This is a genomic window from Paraburkholderia oxyphila NBRC 105797 (assembly GCF_000685075.1).
Lineage (GTDB): Bacteria > Pseudomonadota > Gammaproteobacteria > Burkholderiales > Burkholderiaceae > Paraburkholderia > Paraburkholderia oxyphila.
Genome location: NZ_BAYD01000126.1, coordinates 1 through 20,556, shown reverse-complemented (window position 1 = coordinate 20,556; position 20,556 = coordinate 1). Strand labels below are relative to the sequence as shown.

Annotated in this window: 17 protein-coding genes and 1 pseudogene; 7 read left to right on the top strand and 11 right to left on the bottom strand. The window is 65.7% G+C overall.

What is annotated here, in order from left to right; all coding sequences use genetic code 11:
- Window positions 1-27 precede the first annotated feature (27 nt).
- The 3 genes from BO1_RS42040 to BO1_RS42030 form a co-directional block, all read right to left on the bottom strand.
- Window positions 28-1,347 (bottom strand): NAD(P)/FAD-dependent oxidoreductase, encoded by a 1,320-nt coding sequence (locus tag BO1_RS42040; RefSeq protein ID WP_028222688.1) that lies wholly within the window; start codon window positions 1,345-1,347, stop codon window positions 28-30.
- Window positions 1,348-1,749: 402 nt separating this feature from the next.
- Window positions 1,750-2,382, bottom strand: coding sequence for a 2OG-Fe(II) oxygenase family protein (locus tag BO1_RS42035; protein WP_028222687.1), 633 nt, complete (start codon window positions 2,380-2,382; stop codon window positions 1,750-1,752).
- 92 nt (window positions 2,383-2,474) lie between these two features.
- The gene (locus BO1_RS42030; RefSeq protein WP_028222686.1) at window positions 2,475-4,217 is read right to left on the bottom strand and encodes a tetratricopeptide repeat protein; all 1,743 of its coding nucleotides are present in this window, start codon (window positions 4,215-4,217) and stop codon (window positions 2,475-2,477) included.
- Window positions 4,218-4,529: 312 nt separating this feature from the next.
- Between BO1_RS42030 and BO1_RS42025 the strand changes: the two genes are divergently transcribed.
- The 5 genes from BO1_RS42025 to BO1_RS42005 all read left to right on the top strand — a co-directional run bounded on the left by BO1_RS42025 (window position 4,530) and on the right by BO1_RS42005 (window position 9,388).
- Complete coding sequence (locus BO1_RS42025; RefSeq protein WP_028222685.1) at window positions 4,530-5,933, top strand: GGDEF domain-containing protein; 1,404 nt, start codon at window positions 4,530-4,532, stop codon at window positions 5,931-5,933.
- Window positions 5,934-6,168: 235 nt separating this feature from the next.
- Window positions 6,169-8,043 carry a putative bifunctional diguanylate cyclase/phosphodiesterase gene (locus tag BO1_RS55075; protein WP_052409811.1) on the top strand — a complete coding sequence of 625 codons (1,875 nt, stop codon included), beginning with the start codon at window positions 6,169-6,171 and terminating at the stop codon, window positions 8,041-8,043.
- A 173-nt stretch (window positions 8,044-8,216) separates the two neighbouring features.
- On the top strand, window positions 8,217-8,534 hold the full coding sequence (locus BO1_RS42015) for a hypothetical protein (protein ID WP_028222684.1): 318 nt from the start codon (window positions 8,217-8,219) through the stop codon (window positions 8,532-8,534).
- A 319-nt stretch (window positions 8,535-8,853) separates the two neighbouring features.
- Window positions 8,854-9,099, top strand: a complete 246-nt coding sequence (locus BO1_RS42010; RefSeq protein ID WP_028222683.1) for a type II toxin-antitoxin system ParD family antitoxin — start codon at window positions 8,854-8,856, stop codon at window positions 9,097-9,099.
- Window positions 9,089-9,388, top strand: coding sequence for a type II toxin-antitoxin system RelE/ParE family toxin (locus BO1_RS42005; protein WP_028222682.1), 300 nt, complete (start codon window positions 9,089-9,091; stop codon window positions 9,386-9,388). The genes BO1_RS42010 and BO1_RS42005 overlap by 11 nt, the downstream gene beginning before the upstream one ends.
- Before the next feature lie 63 nt (window positions 9,389-9,451).
- Here BO1_RS42005 and BO1_RS42000 read toward each other — a convergent pair whose 3' ends face one another.
- The 7 genes from BO1_RS42000 to BO1_RS41970 all read right to left on the bottom strand — a co-directional run bounded on the left by BO1_RS42000 (window position 9,452) and on the right by BO1_RS41970 (window position 17,502).
- Window positions 9,452-11,089: an AMP-binding protein gene (locus BO1_RS42000; RefSeq protein ID WP_028222681.1), complete on the bottom strand. Its 1,638-nt coding sequence runs from the start codon at window positions 11,087-11,089 to the stop codon at window positions 9,452-9,454.
- 71 nt (window positions 11,090-11,160) lie between these two features.
- Window positions 11,161-11,577, bottom strand: a complete 417-nt coding sequence (locus BO1_RS41995; RefSeq protein ID WP_028222680.1) for a RidA family protein — start codon at window positions 11,575-11,577, stop codon at window positions 11,161-11,163.
- A gap of 65 nt (window positions 11,578-11,642) precedes the next feature.
- Complete coding sequence (locus tag BO1_RS41990) at window positions 11,643-12,842, bottom strand: acyl-CoA dehydrogenase family protein (protein ID WP_028222679.1); 1,200 nt, start codon at window positions 12,840-12,842, stop codon at window positions 11,643-11,645.
- Window positions 12,843-12,858: 16 nt separating this feature from the next.
- Window positions 12,859-13,716 (bottom strand): enoyl-CoA hydratase family protein, encoded by an 858-nt coding sequence (locus BO1_RS41985; protein ID WP_028222678.1) that lies wholly within the window; start codon window positions 13,714-13,716, stop codon window positions 12,859-12,861.
- A gap of 56 nt (window positions 13,717-13,772) precedes the next feature.
- Window positions 13,773-14,333, bottom strand: coding sequence for a MarR family winged helix-turn-helix transcriptional regulator (locus BO1_RS41980; RefSeq protein ID WP_043288771.1), 561 nt, complete (start codon window positions 14,331-14,333; stop codon window positions 13,773-13,775).
- Window positions 14,330-15,109, bottom strand: coding sequence for an SDR family NAD(P)-dependent oxidoreductase (locus BO1_RS41975; protein ID WP_043288769.1), 780 nt, complete (start codon window positions 15,107-15,109; stop codon window positions 14,330-14,332). The genes BO1_RS41980 and BO1_RS41975 overlap by 4 nt, the downstream gene beginning before the upstream one ends.
- A gap of 2 nt (window positions 15,110-15,111) precedes the next feature.
- Window positions 15,112-17,502 (bottom strand): bifunctional salicylyl-CoA 5-hydroxylase/oxidoreductase, encoded by a 2,391-nt coding sequence (locus tag BO1_RS41970; protein WP_028222675.1) that lies wholly within the window; start codon window positions 17,500-17,502, stop codon window positions 15,112-15,114.
- Window positions 17,503-17,976: 474 nt separating this feature from the next.
- Between BO1_RS41970 and opgC the strand changes: the two genes are divergently transcribed.
- Window positions 17,977-19,065: an OpgC domain-containing protein gene (gene opgC, locus BO1_RS41965; protein WP_028222674.1), complete on the top strand. Its 1,089-nt coding sequence runs from the start codon at window positions 17,977-17,979 to the stop codon at window positions 19,063-19,065.
- 54 nt (window positions 19,066-19,119) lie between these two features.
- On the opposite strand, the gene BO1_RS41960 is transcribed toward opgC, so the two are convergent.
- The gene (locus tag BO1_RS41960) at window positions 19,120-19,905 is read right to left on the bottom strand and encodes an SDR family oxidoreductase (RefSeq protein WP_028222673.1); all 786 of its coding nucleotides are present in this window, start codon (window positions 19,903-19,905) and stop codon (window positions 19,120-19,122) included.
- A 300-nt stretch (window positions 19,906-20,205) separates the two neighbouring features.
- Between BO1_RS41960 and BO1_RS55070 the strand changes: the two are divergent.
- Window positions 20,206-20,556: pseudogene (locus BO1_RS55070) on the top strand (hypothetical protein); the annotation flags it as partial.

Genomic DNA, 20,556 nt, shown 5'->3' with positions numbered 1-20,556 from the left:
GGGTAGCCGGGCCGGTGACGAGGGGGCTCAGCTTTCGAGTCCGGCCTTGCGTTGCCCCCACCAGAGGGTCGCGTTGACGCCGATCGAGAGGAACGGCTCGGGCGGAGCCTTGTTCGGTCCCGATGTCTCGAGCAGGAAATCGATCAGGTCATTCGGCTTGCCCGCAAGCCAGTCGGCGAGCAGCGTGCCTGTCACGGTCCCGCGCGTAATGCCCAGTCCGTTGCAGCAGAGCGCGCCATAGACATTGGGCGCGAGCTGCCCAAAAAAGCCTTTGTGGTTCTGTGAGAGCGCCAGCGAGCCGCTCCACGTGTATTCGAAATCGACATCCGGCAGCATCGGGAAGCGCCGCTCGAACGACAGACGGTGGCGCTCAGCGAAGCGGGGCAGGTACTGTTCCTTCGGGCGGCCGTCGGGATTGAAGGAAAAGCTGTTGCGCACCAGGATGCGGTTATCGTGCGTGCGGCGCAACGTGCTGCCAAACGGATCCGCAGGGATGACGCCCCAGAACGGCTTGCCGCCGAGCTGCGCCTGTTCGGAGGCGGTCAGTGGCCGGGTGAGGCTCGCATAGAGGAAGACCGGCAGCATGGTGCGCTGAAGAAAGCCGAAGCGCATGCCGAACGCGTTGTTCGCCAGCACCAGCTTGTCCGCGACAATGCGGCCATGCCGATGCGCGAGCACGATCTTCTCGCCGTATTCCACGTCCGTAATGGGCGTATGTTCGTACAACGTAACATTGGGCGGCAGGCAATCGGCCAGGCCCTTGACGAGCGCCGAGGGCTGAATGAGCACGGTGCCGGGCGTGAACAGCGCCTTGCGATAGAACGATGTCCCGATGTGCGCGGGCAGGTCCTTGCCCTCGATCACTTCATACGCTTGGCCGAGCTTGTCGAGGCCACGGCGATAGGCGTCGAGCACGGCCACGCCGCGCGCTTCGACGGCGGCCTGATATTTGCCGGACGCGCTCATATGGCAGTCGATGCCGTGCTTCGCGACGAGCTCGCGCAGGATCGTCTGCCCCAGCACGTTGAGCTTCAGCGTGGTCTTTGCCGTGGCGATATCGCCGATGTAATCGTCGGCGCCGATGTCGTGGGGCAAGTCGATCGCAAAACCCGCATTCCGTCCCGAGGTGCCGAAGCCGACTTCCTGCGCCTCGACCAGCACGACCTCGTCGTCGGGGAAATTCAAGGCAAGCTGCCGCGCCGCCGCGAGTCCGGTGAAGCCGGCGCCGACTACTGCCCAGCGCGCTTTCGATTCTCCCGTGTGGCTCGCCCTGGGCGTGCGCGCTCGGCTGGTGTGATACCAGCCGCACATCCTGTCGTCTGCGGGAAGCGAGGTAACCGTTTGCATTTCAAATTCCAATGTCGCTTGTGAATCTCACTGCGCCTTCGGGTGGCGCGATCAGTCTGAATTCACACGGTAAGAATCTATGTATACATACTGTAGACGAAGTATAGGTTTGTAGTAGACGAAGTAAAAATAAGGGTTTACGTGCGCGGATCCGTTGTCAGCGGGGACTTCATCGTCCGATCGATGGGGTAAGGGTTTACCCTCTATGCGGGGCGGCGAAGGCGTAAATAGGCTGGTGCGGCGCGTGATGACGACACCGGGGACGCGCTAAATGCGGTCGGACCTGGGGGCGTGTTGCCGTGACGGATGAGGAGATATGTCGCGATCGTTCTACGGTTGGTCGAAACGGTTCTATTGCGCCGACCCTCCCGGTTGAAGGCGTGCGGTCAGCGGCACTCCGCTTCAATTTCCCCAGAGTGGTGAACTCATGGTGGTGTCGTAGTCGTCGAACATGATGTTGAAGCTGACGCTCACCCGTGCTTGCGCACTCGTATTCGCCGGCACCGAATGCGCCAGCCAGGCCGGAAACATCAGCAGCGTGCCTTCGCTGACGGGCAATACCACCTGATCGGTGTTGTAAGCCGTCAACTCCGTGACGGGTGGACGAATCACGCTCATCTGAGGGCGCGGATCGTGGAAATGGATCGTGTCGGCCCCGGCCTGGGTGCGCAGGTAATACACGCCGCTGAGGAAGTTGTTGGGATGGCAGTGCATCGCGTGCGCCCCGCCCGGGTCCAGGACATTGACCCAGCATCCGGTAATGTGAAATGGAGCGTCGGCGACTTTGAGAAACGCAAGGACATCGCGTGCAGCGCGTTCGATATGCGCGGTCAGCGCGGCAAACGCGGGCTTTCCATGTTGCTGGTGACCCGATTGCCATGCGGCGCCGGTACGGGTGCCGACGCCGCTGCGGACCAGGCTATCGACATAGGCCATCAGCTCCCGGTCAAGCGATTCGTAGCACGCCTGTTCGAGGCGACGACACCATACGAAAGTCGGAAAAAGTCGGACGATATCCGGGGCGGAGGCTTCCATTGCCGGGTGCGCAACGCGCAAGTCGGGACGCTCATCGTTCACTATAGGCCCGCAACCGGCAAGCGCGCTGTTCGTGCTGCTTGCGTCGCGATCTATTGCGCCGGGGGCGAATCGAGCAGCTCGTCGGCCTCGCGCTGCAATGCGTCGGCTTCAGCCGAACGTTGTGTGTGGCTGAGCAGCGTGCCGAGATTGCGCATGGTGCGCGCTTCATCCTGCCGCCAGGTGAGCGGATCGTCGTGTGCGAGCTTGCGGTACAGATCCAGCGCGCGGCGCCACGCGTCCTCCGCTTCACGCAGCTTGCCCGTGCGGCTGTAGAGCACGCCCAGATTGTTCAGTATCCGCGCCTCGTCAGGCTGGTACGTGGCAGGCGCATTGCGCGCGAGGGCATGAACGATCTGCAGCGCTTGCTGATCTGCCTGCAGTGCCCTGGCCGGTTGCCGTTCGAGTCGGTAGAGCACGCCCAGATTGCCCAGCGTACGCGCCAGATCGGGTTGGTAGAGCGCGGGACTTTCGCGCGCGAGCTGTTGACGGATCTTCAGGGCTTCCAGGTAAGCATGCTCGGCTTCCGGCAGTCGCTCGCTTGCGCTGTAGAGGTTCCCGAGGTTGTTCAGCGTGCGCGCGAGCGCCGGGCGCCACGCGGCGGGGTTCTCGTGCGCGAGTGCGCGCTGGATGCCGAGCGCTTCGAGATACGCGACTTCCGCGTCGTGTGTGCGCTGTGTCGCGCTGTAGAGGATGCCGAGATCGTTGAGCGTCGTCGCGACCGCGGGCCGGTACGCGGCCGGGTCCCGCTGGGCCAGCGCGCGATCGAGGCCGAGGGCCTCGTGCCACGCGTCAGCCGCGTCCTGCAGACGCTGCGTGTCGCGATAGAAGGTTGCGAGGCTGTCAAGCGTGTTGGCCACTGCGGGACCGTAGGCAGAAGGATTCGCACGCGCGAGCGCCCAATAGACTTCGAGCGCGTGCAGCCACGCGGCTTCGGCTTCCTCCGGCTGCTTCTGCAGCAGATACAGACTGCCAAGCTTCTCGAGCGTGCGCGCGACGGCGGGCTGCCACTCGGCGGGCTTCTGTTGCGCGAGCGTCCGATACTGGATCAGCAACGCGCGATATACCGGCTCCGCACGCTCGGGCTCGTGCTGCACGAGCAGCGTGTCGGCGAATGCGGTGGCGATGTCCATATCGTCGGGTTGCTGTGCATGGGCCTTTTCCAGGTAGGGCAGCGCATTCCATGGCATGAAGCGGAGCAGTTCGATGCTCGCCGCTTCGTAGTTGCGTGCCGCGGATAGCTGGGCGGTGCCCGGTGCAACGGCGGCGAGCCGCGTCAGCAGCGCCAATGCGCTATCGAGATCGAGGCGCCTCGCGGCTTCGTCTAGCTGCAGTTCGGTGGGATCGGTGCTGCGCGTGACCGACAACCTGTGAAGCAGATCTTGATAGAGCGTGCTCCATTTCGAAGCTTCGGCTGCGGGGTCGATATCGGCGCGCGTCCTGATCTGAGATGCGAGGCTTTCGAGGATCGCTTCGAAGTTGATGAACGTGGCGTCGTTCGCGGGTTCGGCGTGGTCGGTCTGCGAGAAGACCGCGTGCAGCATCACGTTGGCTGCGCTCGCCAGCGCAACGCGTTGTGCGGCGGAGAGCTCGTTGCTTTTCACCACGCGGTTCAGGCGTTCAGTGGCGCGCGCTAACGCGGGTGCGGAGAGCGTGCAGCGGGCCCGCACTTCGAGTCCAGCCTTGACGTCGACCTCGGCGAACGACGGCACACACGCACCGGCTCCCCCCGCAGCGGCGCATGTCATGGACAGCGTAGCTAACGCGATGCCGCACAGAATCTTGGGCGCACTCATTTCGAGTCGGGTCCGCACGACGGCCGGGACAGCGTTGCGCGGCGCATGGCTTCGCCTGGAATGCTGGAGTGCCATCGTATGTACATATTCTATCGAATACCGTTGAGCCATTTCGGTGCGCGGCGGCTTGCCTTGTCAGATGAAATGCTGCGCCTATACTTTTTATTTGCCTGAGGATTGACCGGTTGTCAGTCGGCCCCCGATTCGATGGTGCCGCGCGACGCGGGCAGCGGGGCGGACCGGGTTCAGGTTCGAGGCCTGCAGGGCAGGACCATCGGCGAAACGGTAGTGAACACCAAAGGGAGATCGCGGATGAATGCCACAATTGCTGCGCGCGAGCCGCAGGCGCTGGTCCGTTTCGTCACCAGGGCCTACGCCCGTTTCCTGCTGGTTGGCTTTGCCCTGTTGCCCGCTTATCTGATTGCCTATCTGTACTTCTTCCAGAATCCCGCGCTCAAATTCGAAGATCATCTGTTCCACGAGATCGCGATCGCGGCCGCAACGCTCGAAGGGCTGTTCGTCGCCTACGTAACATGGCAGTGCTACCGGTCTTCCGGCGAGCCGCTGCTACGCTGGCTGACGCTAGGCTTTCTCGGCTTCGTGCTCATCTATGCGCTGCACGGCATCTTCACCGGCATGGCGCATCACAACATTTGGCTGTTCCTGCTCTATGGTCCCGCGTCGCGCTTCGCGATGTCGGCTTTGCTGTTGGCGGGGCTGCTGTCATATAACCACTCGCCCGATAGCACCGCAAAGCGTTCCGATCCGCGCGGCTGGCTCGCGTGGATCGCAGCGTTCGTGGTGGTGGACCTGGCGGTCGCCTGGGTGGCGTATTCCCCGATCGCCGGCAGCCTCGCGGTTCGCCTCTCAATGGAAGGCGGGGCGATGATTCTCTCGATGCTGAACGTCGCGGCGCTGATGCTGCGCAGGATCCGCACGCCGCTGATGGTCATCTACGGCATCTCGATCACGTCGTTCGCGCTGGCCTCGCTCGCCTTCATCCTCGGGCGGCCGTGGAACCACATGTGGTGGCTCGCTCATGCGATCTTCGCCGCGGGCTTCTTTCTGCTCAGCTACGGTGTGGTGCAGGCGTTTCACACCACGCGCTCGTTTTCGAACATCTATAGCCAGGAAGAACTGATGGCGCGGCTTGCCGAGGCCACGGCGCGTACCGAAAGCGCGCTGCAGGAACTGCAGCGCACCAACGAGAAACTCAAGCACCTGGCCGCCACCGATCCGCTCACTGGCGCGGCCAACCGGCGCCAGTTCATCGAGCGTGTGGAAGCCGAGATCGGACGCGTGAGACACGGCGGCGCGACGTTTTCCCTGCTGGCGCTCGACCTCGATAATTTCAAGGCCATCAACGACGCGTATGGGCACCTGGCCGGCGACGAGGTGCTGCGCGAGTTCGTGCACAAATGTCTCGACGCGATCCGCCCGTACGACGGCGTCGCGCGCGTGGGGGGCGAGGAATTTATGGTGCTGCTGCCGCAGGCCGGTCTCGACGCGGCGCTCGCGATTGGCGAGCGCATCCGCTCGTCGATCGCCGGCAGTGCGTTCAACGCCGGCAGCGGCAAGCCTGGCGAGGTGACGGTCAGCGTCGGCGGCTCGCAGTTCGGCCGCGACGGCAACACGATCGACACGATCCTGCGCGTGGCCGACGAGCGGCTTTACAGTGCGAAGCATCTGGGGCGCAACCGGGTTGTGATCGCATAGGGATCGGGGCCGTAAATCAGCGTTGCCCGCAGCGCCCGCGAGGCATGCCGTGACCTGGCGCCAAACGCGAATGAAGGGCCGCGCGAGATTCGCAATGCCCGGCTCGCCGGCCGGCCAGAGGCAACTATACTGGTATCGTCTGACGAGACGGACATGTCCCGCACGCTCGAACGCCCCGTGCATCGTTGCCCGGGCGGCGTTGCCGACCCCGCCTCGTCATTCGGAGGGGGTGATCATGGTTTCGGCTCACAACGTGCCGCACTGGCCGTCGCGACGACGCGCGCAACGCGTCGGGCGCACCGCGACAGCGACAACCACGAAGGGGCTGTCCGGGCCCGGGCAACTCGGCCATGGCTCGGGAGAGGCCGCCGCTGCCAGCATCAGCGCCGTTGAGGAGCGCACCGACGCGCTTGACGAAGCGAACAGCATCGCGGGAAACGGCCCGGTCGTGTTTTACCGCCTGCGTGGAGAGCCCACCCTGCCGCTCCTCGAGATCTCGCACGACATCACCCAATTCGGCCATGACCGCGACGCACTGATGGCCTCACCTGCAGGGCTGCCAGCGCTGGTCGACCCGCGCGACTGGCCAGGCGTCGAGACGGCCATGGCGCGCGTGCTGGACAAACGCGTCACGCAGGCATCCGTCGAGTTTCGCCTGCGCACGGGCGAGGGCAACTGCCGCTGGGTCGAGAACCGGTTCATGGCCGTGCGTGACGCGGACGGACGGCTCATTGAAGTGGAGGGGATCATCCTCGACCTGACCGCGATGCGTGCAGCGGAGGAAAAGATCGCGCGGCTTGCGGGCACCGATGCACTCACCGGACTGGCAAACGCGTCGGCTTTCACGCACCGGTTGCGTCATGCACTCGCGGCCGCCGAGCGCGGCGCGCTACCGTTTGCAGTCCTGCATTTGGGCCTCGATCATTTCGGATCGGTCAACGACACGCTCGGGCAGCCGCTCGGCGACCAGTTGCTGCAGGAGGTCGCGCAGCGCCTGAGGGGCTGCGCGGGCGAACGCGATCTCGTGGCCCGGCTCGGTGGCGACGAGTTTGCCGTGCTGCAGACCGAGGCGGCCGAGGCACTCGACGCCGGCATGCTGGCGCAGAGGATCCAGACGGCACTGGCGGCGCCCTGGTGCTTCGGCGGCAACGAAGTCCGTATGACCACCAGCATCGGCGTGTGTCCGTGTATCCGGGGCAGCGGCAGTGCGCAGGAACTGCTCAGGCAGGCCGATACGGCGCTCCAGCGCGCCCGGCGAGGGGGCGGCAACCGGTATTGCTTCCCTTCCGGCAGGCTCGATCATGCCGTGCGCGAAACGATGAAGCTGGCCCAAGACCTTTGCGGCGCACCGGATCGCGGCGAGCTGGAACTCCAGTACCAACCCGAGGTGGAGCTGTCGTCGGGAAACATCATTGGCATGGAGGGGCTGGTGCGCTGGCATCACCCGACCCGCGGCCTGCTCGGGCCGGACGCCTTCATGCAGCTCGCCGAGCACACCGGCAATATGGGGGCGCTCGGCCACTGGGTGCTGGATGAGGCGTGCCGCCAGATGCGGGCATGGCGCGATGAAGGCATTGCACCGCTGATGATCGCAGTCAACCTGTCCTCGTGCGAACTCCTGAACGGGGAGGCTTTGGTTCGCGACGTGGCCGGAACCCTCGCGAAATGGCGGCTGGCCCCGGCCGATCTCGAGTTCGACGTGACTGAGGCCACCCTGACGCGGCTCGCGTGGGCGCGCAACGACGTGCTCCACGCGCTGCGCAAGCTCGGCGTGAAGATCGCCATTGACGGCTTTGGCAGCGAATTCGCCACTTACGAGTACGCCCGGGCCTGGCAGGTGAATCATCTGAAAATCGCCCGATCGGTCACCCAGCGCCTGACCGGCGATGCCCCGGGCGCGGCGACGATCCGGGGTATCGTCGACGTGGCGCGCGAGGCTGGCATTGGCGTAATTGCGCAGGGCGTGGAGACCGAGCAGCAGCGTCTGCTGCTCGCAGGCACCAATCGGGCCACGAGAGCGCAGGGCTTCCATTTCAGCCGGCCCGTGGGCGCCGCGGAAGCGGGCAGACTGCTGCGCGAGGGCCGCATCGCGGGATCGCCGGGACGGTGAAGACGTGTCACTGGCCGTTGTCAAAAGTGCTTCGAAATCCTGATGAAAATCGATCGTCTGCCGATTCCGATGCTGGAATCAGGGGAGACGTGTGAAGCCTCTCACGAAGCGCGCAGCATCTTTACGCCGGGATTACACTGGCACAGAGCAGATGCCAGCTAGAGGAGAAAGCCATGACTGACCTCGGCCCGGAAAATACGTTTCGGGGATTGCCTCTGACTGCTGAGCAGGATGCGGAAGTGAGGCACTACATCAAGGTGCAAATGCAGCATCACCTTCCATGGGACACGCCCGAGCTGCGCGCAATGCTCAGGGACATGATCCGGCCCCCTGAGGTCGTTGACGAGGAAGATGACGCCGACGCAGACGAGGCGAGGGCAAGTGCCGAGCGCGCGAGGGCAGCGATCGATGACGCGATCGAGCCGGATGAGGCGAGCGAAGAATGGCATGCGGCCATCGAATCGGAAAACATGAAGCATCCGAGGAGTTGAACGGGCGAGTGAATTGCGTGGCCGTCCGGATGCAAAATCCCAACATTATAAAAATAATGTCAAATTATCGCGATATAATAATTAAATTTATGACGGTTTACGTTGTATTACCAATCGCCAAACCTCAATCTGAGCTTTCTTTGGTGTAGGCGATCGAAACAGGAGCGGTTGCGCAGTTTTTGGAGGCGCTCAGCGCGCTGCGGGAGCAAACCAGCGAGCAAAAAGGGGATTTCATTGACGAGAATTGGGGGGCGTCCCGCGGAGGTTCATTGAATACCAAAGTTTGGTATATGATGGGGCGGCTGAAGAGGAGAAAGTCATGCCGCGTAACACATCCATTTCTCTGGGCGACCATTTCGCCGAGTTTGTCGACGCTCAGGTCCTCTCAGGGCGCTATGGCTCCGCGAGTGACGTTGTGCGCGCAGGTCTGCGCCTGCTGGAGTCGCATGAGACGCAAGTCCGGGCGTTGCAGGAAGCCTTGAAGGCCGGCGAGAGTTCGGGCGACCCCAAGCCGTTCGACAGTGAAGCTTTCCTGGCCCGCATGCGGACTACATATGGCAGCTAGGGGGCGGCAGGTCCGGCTAACGCCGCTGGCCGAATCCGACCTCGAGGAGATCTGGCGTTACACCTTCAGCCAGTGGTCGAAAGATCAGGCCGACAGTTACCACCGTGATCTGATTTCGACGATCGAAGCACTGGCATGCGGTATCAAGGTTGGCCGCATCTGCACCGTGCGGGATGGTTACTGGCTCTATACCGCCGGTTCACACGTGATTTTCTACCGCGAAGCAGCCCATACGCTCGACGTCATCCGGATCCTCCACCAACGGATGGATGTCGATCGCCAGCTGTAGCATTCTGGCCACGTCAGGGGCGGCCTGCGCCTCACCATTCCCCACTGACGTGTCCAGCCTCCATCACATCGTCTTCAACGCCGACCGCTTGAGCTTGCCCGTCTCGGTTCTCGGCAGCGCGTCGATAAACGCCACCAGACGCGGATACTTATAAGCCGCCACCGCGTTCTTCACGAAGCTCTGCAGCTCGGCCACCATGGCCTCATTGCCCTCGAAACCGGGGCGCAGCACGACAAAGGCCTTCACCACCTGTCCGCGCAATTCGTCGGGCACGCCGGTCACGCCGCATTCCGCCACGGCAGGGTGCTGCATCAGCACGGTCTCGATCTCCGGCCCGGCGATGTTGTAGCCCGACGAGACGATCATGTCGTCGGCGCGCGCCTGATAGAACACATAGCCGTCGGCGTCGATGGTGACGGCGTCGCCGGGCAGATTCCAGCCGTCGCGCACGAACTTCATCTGCCGCTCGTCGGCCAGATAGCGGCAGCCCGTCGGCCCGCGCACCGCGAGGTTGCCGGTGACGCCGGGCGGCACCGGCTGCATCGCGTCGTCGAGGGCCTGCACGACATAGCCCGGCACCGCGCGGCCGATCGAGCCGGGCCGCACGTCGCCGCCCGCCGCGGAAATGAAGATGTGGATCAGCTCGGTGCCGCCGATGCCGTCGATCATCTCGATGCCCGTCGCGTCGCGCCACAGCTCGCGTGTGGCCTGCGGCAGCGCCTCGCCGGCCGATACCGTCTTGCGCAGGCTCGAAATGTCGACGTCCTTCACGAGCGGCGCCATCTGCCGGTAGAAGGTGGGCGCCGTGAACACCGTTGTCGCGCGAAAACGCTCGATGGTCTGCAGCAGCAGCGCGGGCGTGAGCTTTTCGATCAGCACGGTGGAGGCGCCCACGCGCAACGGGAAGCAGAGCAGGCCGCCCAGCCCGAACGTGAAAGCGAGCGGCGGCGTGCCGCAAAACACGTCGTCGGCCGTGGGCTTGAGCACGTGGCGCGGGAACAGGTCGCACATCGTGATCACGTCGCGATGGAACTGCATACAGCCCTTGGGCGTGCCCGTCGTGCCGCTCGTGAAGGCGATCAGGCAGACGTCGTCGCTCGCCGTGTCGCACGCCGTGAATTCGGCGGGCTTGGCCGCCGCGCGGCTCTCGAGGCTCCCGGGTGCGTCGTCGTGGAAGTAGCACACCTGCGCGAGCTCCGCGCAGAAGAATTCGTCGTCGGGGTTCATGCAGCGCGCGAGCTCGTCGGCGAGGCGCACGTCGCAGAGCGCGGCGCTCACGTGCGCCTTGTCGGCGATCTGCTTGAGCTCCTTCGCGCGCAGCAGCGGCATGGTCGGCACGACCACGAGCCCCGCCTTCAGCGAGGCGAGCAGCGCGACGGCCATCTGCAGCGTATTGGGGCCGCGCAGCAGCACGCGGTTGCCGGGCTTCAGGCCCATGTCTTCCACCAGCACATGGGCGCTGCGGTCCACGAGCGTGCGCAATTGCGCATAGGTGGTCGCCTGCGGCTTGCCGTCGACTTCGGACCAGATGGCCGGGCGCTCGCCGTGCCCGGCCTCGATGGCGCGGTCCAGCAACTCGGCCGCGCAGTTCAGACGCGCCGGGTAGGCGACGTCGGGATTGTCGAGCAGCAGCACGGGCCACTGCGCCTCGGGCGGCAGGTGATCGCGTGCGAAGGTATCGACGTGAGCGGACGGTTGCATGGTGTCTCCGGCTTGGCTGTGAACAGTCTCTTGTGGTGTGCTGTTGCTGCGTGCGCGGCCTTTCGCGTCGCTTACTGGCTCGACAGGCGGGCGTCGTCGGGAATCACGGCCGTTGCTTCGATCTCCACCTTCGCGTCGTCCTCCATGAGCGCCACCACCTGGATGGCGCTCATGGCGATGTCGTAGTCGCCGATCAGCTCGCGAAACGCCGCGCCGATCTCCTTGAGCGATGCCAGGTACTCCTTTTTATCGGTGACATACCAGGTCAGGCGCACCAGGTGCTCGGGCTTGCCACCCGCCGTTTCGAGCACGGCCACGATGTTGCGCAATGCCTGCACCGCCTGCGCGCCGAACTCGCGGCTCGTGAAGCGCGCGTTCTCGTCCCAGCCGATCTGGCCGGCGATGTAGACTTGGGTGCCCACGGCGGCGACGCCATTGGCATAACCGCGCGGCTTGACCCAGCCTGCGGGAAGAAGAGCTTTTTTCATGAATGTCTCGCGTCCGGTTTTGCGTGCCTGGTTTTGCGTCCATTAGTCGGTGTGGCGAACAACGTTCAAGCCGCCGAATGTTCCGCGTGGTACTCCTTGAGCAGGTCGCGTCCGACGATCAGCTGCTGGACCTCGGTCGCGCCCTCGTAGATGCGCAGCGAGCGGATCTCGCGATAGAGCGACTCCACGATGTTGCCGCTTTGCACGCCCATGCCGCCCCAGAGCTGCACGGCCGCGTCGATCACCTGTTGCGCGCCTTCGCTCGCATGCCACTTCGCCATGGCGGCTTCGCGCGTGACGCTCACGCCCTGGTCGCGCAGCCAGGCGGCGCGATAGACGAGCAGGGCGCTGCTGTCGATGGTGAGGGCCATCTGCGCGAGCTTCGCCTGCGTCAGCTGAAAATCGCCGAGCGTCTGGTTGAACATCTGGCGCGACGCAGCGCGCGCGAGGCCTTCGGCCATGGCGCGGCGCGCGAAGCCGAGCGACGCGGCGGCCACCGAGGTGCGGAAGATGTCGAGCGTGCGCATGGCGATCTTGAAGCCTTCGCCCGGCGTGCCCAGCATCTGGCTCTTCTTCACGCGCGCGCCGGTGAAGCGCAGGCGCGCGAGCGGATGCGGTGCGATCACGTCGATGCGCTCGGCAATCTCGAGTCCCGGCGTGTCGGCGTCCACGACGAACGCGCTGATGCCGCGCGCGCCCGGCGCTTCGCCGGTGCGTGCGAAGACCACATAGAAGTCGGCGATGCCGCCGTTCGAGATCCACGTCTTCTCGCCGTCGAGCACGTAGTCGTCGCCCTCGGCGCGCGCGGCCAGCGCCATCGCGGCGACGTCGGAGCCCGCGTTCGGCTCGGAGAGCGCGAAGGCGGCGATCGCTTCGCCCTGGGCGACGCGCGGCAGGTAGCGCGCCTTCTGCGCGTCGTTGCCCGCGAGCGAGATCGCGCCCGAGCCGAGGCCCTGCATCGCGAGCGCGAAGTCGGCGAGGCCGGAATGCTTCGCGAGCGTCTCGCGCAGCAGGCACACCGCGCGCGTGTCGATGGTGTCGCCGTGGCCACCGTACGCGGTGCCGCCCACGCCGTAGCGCAGCCAGCCCGCCGCGCCGAGCTTGCGCACGAGCGCGCGGCAGGTGTCGTCCACGTTGTCGTGTGGGACGTGCGCGAGATGCTCGCGCGCCCACGCCTCGACGTCGGTGGCGAGCGCCCGGTGGCGCTCTTCGAAGAACGGCCACGCAAGTGCGCCGTGCAGCGTGTTGTCAGCCGCTGCGCTCAATTGCTTGTTCACTTGCTTAGTCTCCCTGGAAAACCGGACGCGTCTTCGCCGCGAAGGCTTCATAGGCGCGGCCGAAGTCGCGCGTCGCCATGCAGATCGCCTGCGCCTGCGCTTCCGATTCGATCGCTTCGTCGATGCTCATGGTCCATTCCTGATGCAGCATCGTCTTCGTGATGCCGTGCGCGAAGGTCGGGCCCGCCGCGAGATCGGCCGCGAGCTTCTGCGCCTCGGCAAGCAGCGCCTCGGGTTCGCACAGGCGGTTGTAGAAGCCCCATGCATGACCTTCCTCACCGCTTGCGGAGCGGCCCGTGTAGAGCAGCTCGGCCGCGCGGCCCTGGCCGATGATGCGCGGCAGGATTGCGCACGCGCCCATGTCGCAGCCCGCGAGGCCCACGCGCGTGAAGAGGAACGCGAGCTTGCTGCGCGCGGTGGCATAGCGCATGTCGGAGGCCATCGCGAGAATCGCGCCCGCGCCCGCGCACACGCCGTCCACGGCCGCGATGATCGGCTGCGGGCAATGGCGCATTGCCTTCACGAGATCGCCGGTCATGCGCGTGAACATCAGCAGCTCCGGCATCGGCAGGTCGATGAGCGGCGCGATGATGTCGTGCACGTCGCCGCCCGAGCAGAAGTTCTCGCCCGCGCCGTGCAGCACGACGGTCTTCACGTCGGTGGCATAGGCGAGTTGACGGAACAGGTCGCGCAGCTCCGCGTACGATTCGAACGTGAGCGGGTTCTTGCGCTCGGGGCGGTTGAGCGTGATCGTCGCCACGCGGCCCTCGACCGACCAGCCGAAGTGCCTGGCTTCGTAGCCGGCCAGCGTCACGCGGTTGCCCGCGAAGAGCGCGTCTGCGCTGGAGCGTTCTGTCGTCAAGGTATGTCTCCTTCCGGGTATCGGCTTCGTATTGCTTGATTGCAGGTTCGCGCGCCTCAGCCTTCGAGGCTGTCGCGCAGGTGTTGCTTGAGCTTGCCGAGGCGCTCGTGCATCTTCGACTTTTCGTCGAGCGAGAGGCCGCCGAACATCTCCACCACCCATTGCTCGTGCGCGGCCGCCATGCGGTCGAACGCGGCGCGGCCCTCGGGCGTGAGGCGCACGGCGATCGAGCGGCGGTCCTCGGGGTCGGCGTCGCGCACGACGAGACCTTCTTTCTGCAACTGGTCCGTGATGCCCGTGACGTTGCCGCCGGTGACCATCAGGCGGCGCGACAGCTCGGTCATCCGCAGTCCTTCGGGATAGCGCTCGAGCTGCGCCATCAAGTCGAAGCGGGGCAGCGTGGTGTCGAATTCGGTGCGCAGGCGCCGGCGCAGCTCGGCTTGCACGAGGTTCGTCGTGGTGAGCAGGCGCAGCCACAGGCGCAGGCCCATGTGGCTATCGGCGCCGGTGCTCATCTCCATGTCGACGACATTCTCCGCGGGGTTAGCGACACCCTTGCGCGTCGTCTTGGCGGCAGGCGCCTTGCGCTCCTTGTGTTTCGGCACGGGCGATGTCATGTGATTTCTCCACCGGAAACGGATATCGATTGCCCGGTGATCGAGGACGATCCGGGCGCGCACAGCCACAGCACCGCGTTGGCGACTTCCTCCGGCTGGACGAAGCGCTGCTGCGGGTTGTGGCGCACGAGGAGGCTGCGCGCCTCGGCCTCGCTGCGCGAGGTCTTGCGCGTGATCTGGTCGAGCGAGGCCTGCAACAGTTCGGTCTCCGTATAGCCGGGGCACACCGCGTTGACCGTGATGCCCTGCGTGGCCACTTCGAGCGCGAGCGCTCGCGTCATGCCGATCACGCCGTGCTTCGAGGCGCAATACGCGGCCACATACGGATAGCCGACCTGGCCCGCGGTGCTCGCCACGTTGACGATGCGCCCGCTCTTGCGCGCGAGCATGGCCGGCAGCACGGCGCGCGTGCACAGGAACACGCCCGTGAGGTTCACGTCGAGCATGCGCTTCCAGAGCGCGAGATCGGTCTGCGCAAACGGCGCGGCGGTGGCCTGGCCCGCATTGTTCACCAGAATGTCGATGGCGCCGAGGCCGTCGGCGGCGCGGGCGAACGCGGCGCTCACGGCGTCTTCGTCGATCACGTCGACGCTCACGCAGGCGATGCGCTCGCCGCCGCCGAGCGCCACACGCTGCGCGTCGAGCTTTGCCGCGTCGCGTCCCATCAGCGTCACGCGCGCGCCGGCGCGCAGCAGCGCGGCGGCCGTCGCCGCGCCGATGCCGCTGCCGCCGCCGGTCACGACGGCGTGGCGATCCTTCAGCGTATCGTCGCTCATGCTCACACCGTGCCTTCGGCGCGCTGCGCCCGTTCGAGCGGCGAGAGGCCCGCGGCAGCCGCAGCTGCCGCGCGCTCGCGCTCGATGTTGCGTTCGAGCTGGGTCTTGGCGGCCGTGTACTGGTTCGGCCACTTCACATCGAAATAGCCGATCTTCGCGGCCTCGTTGAGCGTCCACGCCGGATTCGCGAGATGCGGGCGCGCCACGGCGCAGAGGTCCGCGCGGCCCGCTGCGATGATGCCGTTCACGTGATCGGCCTCCGAGATCGCGCCGACCGCGATCGTCGCGATGCCGGCTTCGTTGCGGACGCGGTCCGCGAACGGCGTCTGGAACATGCGGCCATACACAGGCTTTTCGTCCTTGCTCACCTGACCCGACGAAACGTCGATCATGTCCGCGCCCGCCGCCTTGAAGGCGCGTGCGATCTGCACGGCGTCGTCGGGCGTGATGCCGCCTTCGACCCAGTCATGCGCGGAAATACGCACGGAGATGGGCTTGTCCTCGGGCCACACCGCGCGGATCGCGTTGAACACCTGCAGCGGGAAACGCAGACGATTCTCGAGCGAGCCGCCATAGTCGTCGGTGCGCTGGTTCGTGAGCGGCGAGAGGAAGCTCGAGAGCAGATAGCCGTGCGCGCAGTGCAGCTCGAGCCAGTCGAAGCCGGCCTCGGCGGCCATCTGCGTGGCGCGCACGAATTGCGCCTCGATCTCGCGCAGCTCGTCGGCGCTCGCCGCGTGCGACCACTGGCTCACGCCGCGCAGATATTGCTGCGGCGAAGCGGAAACGAGCGGCCAGTTGCCGTCGTCAAGCGGCTGGTCGATGCCTTCCCATGCCACGCGCGTCGAGCCCTTGGCGCCCGAGTGGCCGAGCTGGATGCCGATCTTCGCATCGGAGTTCGCATGCACGAAGTCGACGATGCGCCGCCATGCCTGCAGATGCTCGGGCGTGTACATGCCGGGGCAGGCGGGCGTGATGCGCGCTTCTGGCGACACGCAGGTCATCTCGGTCATCACGAGCGCCGCGCCGCCCATCGCGCGCGCGCCCAGATGCATCAGGTGGTAGTCGCCGGCCACGCCGTCGCGCGCGGAGTACTGCGCCATCGGCGAGACAATCACGCGGTTCTTGAGCGTGACGCCGCGCACCGTGTACGGCGTGAACATCGGCGGCGCGGCGCGCTGGCCCGTTGCCGTGCCTGACCCCGCGAGCACACCCGAGCCCGCGCGCTGGGCGAGCCACGACTCGAAGCCGCCGAGATAATGCGCGTCGCGCTCGCGCAGGTTTTCGTGCGAGATGCGCTGCGAGCGCGTGAGCAGCGAATAGGCGAACTGCTCGGGCTCGAACTGCGCATAGCGCTCCACGTGCTCGAACCATTCCGTCGAGTTGCGGGCGGCGTTCTGGATGCGCAGCACGTCGACGCTGCGCACGCTCGTGTAGTGATGGAGCGCGGCGCGCAGATTGCCCGGATGCGCGTCCATGCTGTTGGCGAGCTCGATGGCGTCCTCGAGCGCGAGCTTGGTGCCCGAGCCGATCGAGAAGTGCGCGGTGTGGGCCGCGTCGCCCATCAGCACGACCGGCGTTTGCTTGCCGTCCGCAGCGGTCTTCCAGTGCACCCACTCGCGGTTCACGACGCGCGGGAAGCGGATCCACTGCGACGAGCCGCGCAGATGCGCCGCGTTCGAGCGCAGCGCATGGCCGTCGAGATAGCGCGCGAACAGCTTCTCGCAGAACGCGATGCTGTCTTCCTTGCTCATTTCCTCGAGGCCCGCAGCGCGCCAGACGTGCTCGGGCGCTTCGACGATGAACGTCGAGGTGTTGTCGTCGAAGCGGTAGGCGTGCGCCTGGAACCAGCCGAATTCGGTTTGCTCGAACGCGAACGTGAAAGCGTCGAACAGCTTCGAGGTGCCGAGCCACACGAAGCGGCAATCGCGCATGTCGATGTCCGGCTGATAGGTGGCCGCGTACTTCTGGCGTATCGCGCTATTGAGGCCGTCGCTGGCGATGATGAGGTCGGCGTTCTGCACGTCGTCGTCGCTCATCTGGGTCTCGAACACGAGCTTCACGCCAAGCTGCTCGCAACGCGCCTGCAGGATGTTCAACAGACGCTTGCGGCCGATGCCGCAGAAGCCGTGGCCCGACGAGCGAATCGAGCGCTCGCGGAAATGGATCTCGATGTCGTCCCAGTGATTGAACGCGTCGAGAATCTCGTTTGCGCTTTCCGGATCGGCCGCGCGCAGGTTGCCGAGCGTCTGGTCCGAGAACACCACACCCCAGCCGAATGTGTCGTATGGACGGTTTCGTTCGATCACCGTGATTTCGTAATCCGGGTGACGCCGCTTCATCAACAGGCCGAAGTACAGTCCGGCTGGCCCGCCACCGATGCAAACAATGCGCATGCTCGCTCCCTTGTTCTGTCCGCAGAGTCAATTTAGGTCTAATTAGTTTAGATGTCAAGTAATTTGCCGATGAGGCGGGTAAGCCCTGACGAGTGCGGCCGAAGCAGGGAACCTGCCGGCGATGTGGGCGTCAACCCGGCGGGGCCGCGCACGCGATCCTTACGCGCAACTTTCCGTCTGATGGAGAAACTGCGGGCGTGTTGCGGAGTGTGAGATGCTGGAAGGGATGGCAGTGAACGGAGTGGCATGGCGAGCTGGCATTGAATTCGCTTGGTTCAGCGTCGAAAGCGTCGAGTCATTACGACGACCTTTCTTGTGGAAGCGTCTTGCAATGTCGCATACATGATCAGCAATCCTGATGAAAGCATGGCCTCAGGTTCGCAGCCTCGACGCACCGGCGATTCGGCCACTGGAGGCCGAGTCTTTTTCCATTACGCCAACCCTGGAACCCGACCCGAAGGGGAGTATTGATTGATGAGTCAGACACCGAAGCGATCGATCGAAATCGATTTTTTCCGTGGTTTCGCGCTGATTGCGATCGCCCTCGATCACATGCCTTCCAGTGTGCTTTCGCACGGCATGCTGCACACCTTTGCGTATTGCGATTCGGCCGAAGTGTTCGTGTTCATGAGCGGCTATGTGTCGGCGGCGAGCTGGCTTGCGATCGCCGCGAGGAAGGGCGCCCATGCCGCCAACCTGCGCTTCTGGCGGCGCGGGCGCGAAATCTATGCCGCCTATTTGTGCACGGCGGCGCTGATGCTGATTTCCGGTGCCGCCGCCGTGGCGCTACGCGTGGATTCACCGCTCGTTGCGGATTCGGGCTTTTTGCGCTTCGCCGCGCACCCGTTTGCGATGCTCGGCAATATCGCGGTCTTCCGCGACCAGCCCTATCTGGCCGGCGTGCTGCCGCTCTACGTGATACTCGTGCTCGCGCTGCCCGTCGTCATGCCGCTCGCGCGGCGCATGCCCGACGCCGTGCTGCTGGGCAGCTTTGGCATCTGGCTCGGGGGCTGCTGGCTCGTGGACTATTTGCCGGCCGCGCAGGGGTCGATCTGGCCGTTCAATCCGTTTGCCTGGCAAGCCATGTTCATGCTCGGCCTGCTGTGCCGGCTCTATCCGGTGTCGGAGGCCTTTCAGGTCTCGCAGCTCGGCCGCACGCTGACGGTGCTGGCGTGCGGGCTTGTCGCCTCGTTCGCGATCGTGCGGCTCTTCATCGAAGTCGATCCGCAGCCGGGGTACATGAAGCAGAACCTCGCGAGCCTGCGCATTGTGAGCTTTGCCGCGGTGGCCTGGCTGGCCGCGCAGGCGGTGCGGCTCGGCTGGATCGGCTGGCTCGCCCAACGCCTGCCGGGCGTCGTGACGGTGGGGCAGCAGGGGCTCGTGTGTTTCGTGGGCGGCGCGCTCGCCTCGATTACGATCGATACGCTGATGCGTGCCACGCACGCGAGCGGCTTCTTGCCCGCCCGGCTCGCGGGCGACCTGCTCGCGATCACTGCGCTGCTGGTGCTGGCCGGCGGCGCGCGGCGATGGAAAGGGGCGCGGCCGCGCGTTGCGCTCACTTGAGGCGAAAGCGGGCTCGCCCAGGTGAGGATTTGCGCGAGCCCGCGGCGATTGCCGTCAACTTTTTGCGAGCTCGCGCACGTCGGCCGTTGGCGTTGCGCCGAACGCGTCGCTGAGGGCGTAATCGATCAATTGCCGCGCCGCTTGCTCGGGCGTGGCGAGTTGCCCGTTTTCCTTCAACTGCTCGAAGCGCTCGCGCTGCGGGAACTTGTCGGCGCTGGTGGCGCGGATGGTGGCCTGCATGCCGGTGTCCACCACGCCCGGTGCGACGCTGCAGATACGCACCGCCGGCGGCGCGTCGAGCGCCACCGCGCGGGCGTGATGATCGAGCGCGGCCTTGGTCGCGCAGTAGATGCTCCAGCCCGCGTAGGCGTTGCGCGCCGCGCCGCTCGAGATATGCACGATGCGGCGGTCCTGTGCGTGGCCCGAAGCCTGTTCCGAGGCAACGGCGTTCGCAAGCATCAGCGGCGCCGCGACATTGAGCGTGACCGCGCGGGTGATGGCGTTGGCGTCCTGGGCGCCGAGCGGTGCGATCGGCTCGACCGTGCCCGCGTTGTTGAACAGCAGCACGCACTGCGCACCGTGCGCGAACTGGCGCAGCGCGCCGCTCGCGAGCCAGCGCTCGAGCGCCGCGGGATCGGCGAGATCGAGCGCGGCTTGCGTGAATTGCGCGACGGACGGCGACCGCTCGCGCGCGGCAAGCGTGGGGTGCGCGCTGCGGCCGAGGCCGAGCACGTCGATCTGGCGCTCCAGCAGCCATTCGGCCAGGGCGGCGCCGAGTCCGCGGGAATGACCGGTCACGATGGCGCGGATCGGGGAGGGCGTAACGGTGGGAGCAGTCATGGTCTGGAAGAAATAGCGCACGATGCACGCGCGTTGGCACGCGCATCGGCCGATGAAAAACGGGGAACAGTCGCGCCCAGGCGCGCCAATCACAGCAGGACGCTAGCGCGACGGCTTGGGGCATTCCGGGGCCGCCAGGACCCTCAGGCAAGACGTATTCCGGGCCTCTCGCCGACGCATTGCGCCGCGTCCGACGCTCGCGCGGCCGGTCCCGAAACCGGTGCGTCGCGTGCCGGGATAAAAACACGCTGCGCGAATTCGGTATCATAGCGTCCGATCCAATAAGGAAGAGATCTGGACGTGAAAGCCGCATCGCAACAACGCCGTACCCTGAGCTTCAAAGACGGGCTTCTGGAAATCAAGAAGAGCATGGGCCTGGGTACCGAGCAGCCTCCCGAAGAGCAGGCGCAGTCGCCGCAAGGCCGGCATGCGCCCAAAGGAAACAAGGCGGGCGCAAAGACCGGGCCGCAGAAGGGCGCTCAGGGCCAGCGGCGCGCACAGGGCGCTCCCGGCCAGAAGGGCCCCAAAGGGCCTCGCCCCGGCGGCGCGGACGAGGCGCGTGCGCGCGCGCGTCCCCAGCAGCGCGGCGAGGCGCAGGGCAAGCCTGCGGGCGAGGCCGGCGAAGCGGGTGAGAAGCGCCGCGACGCCCGT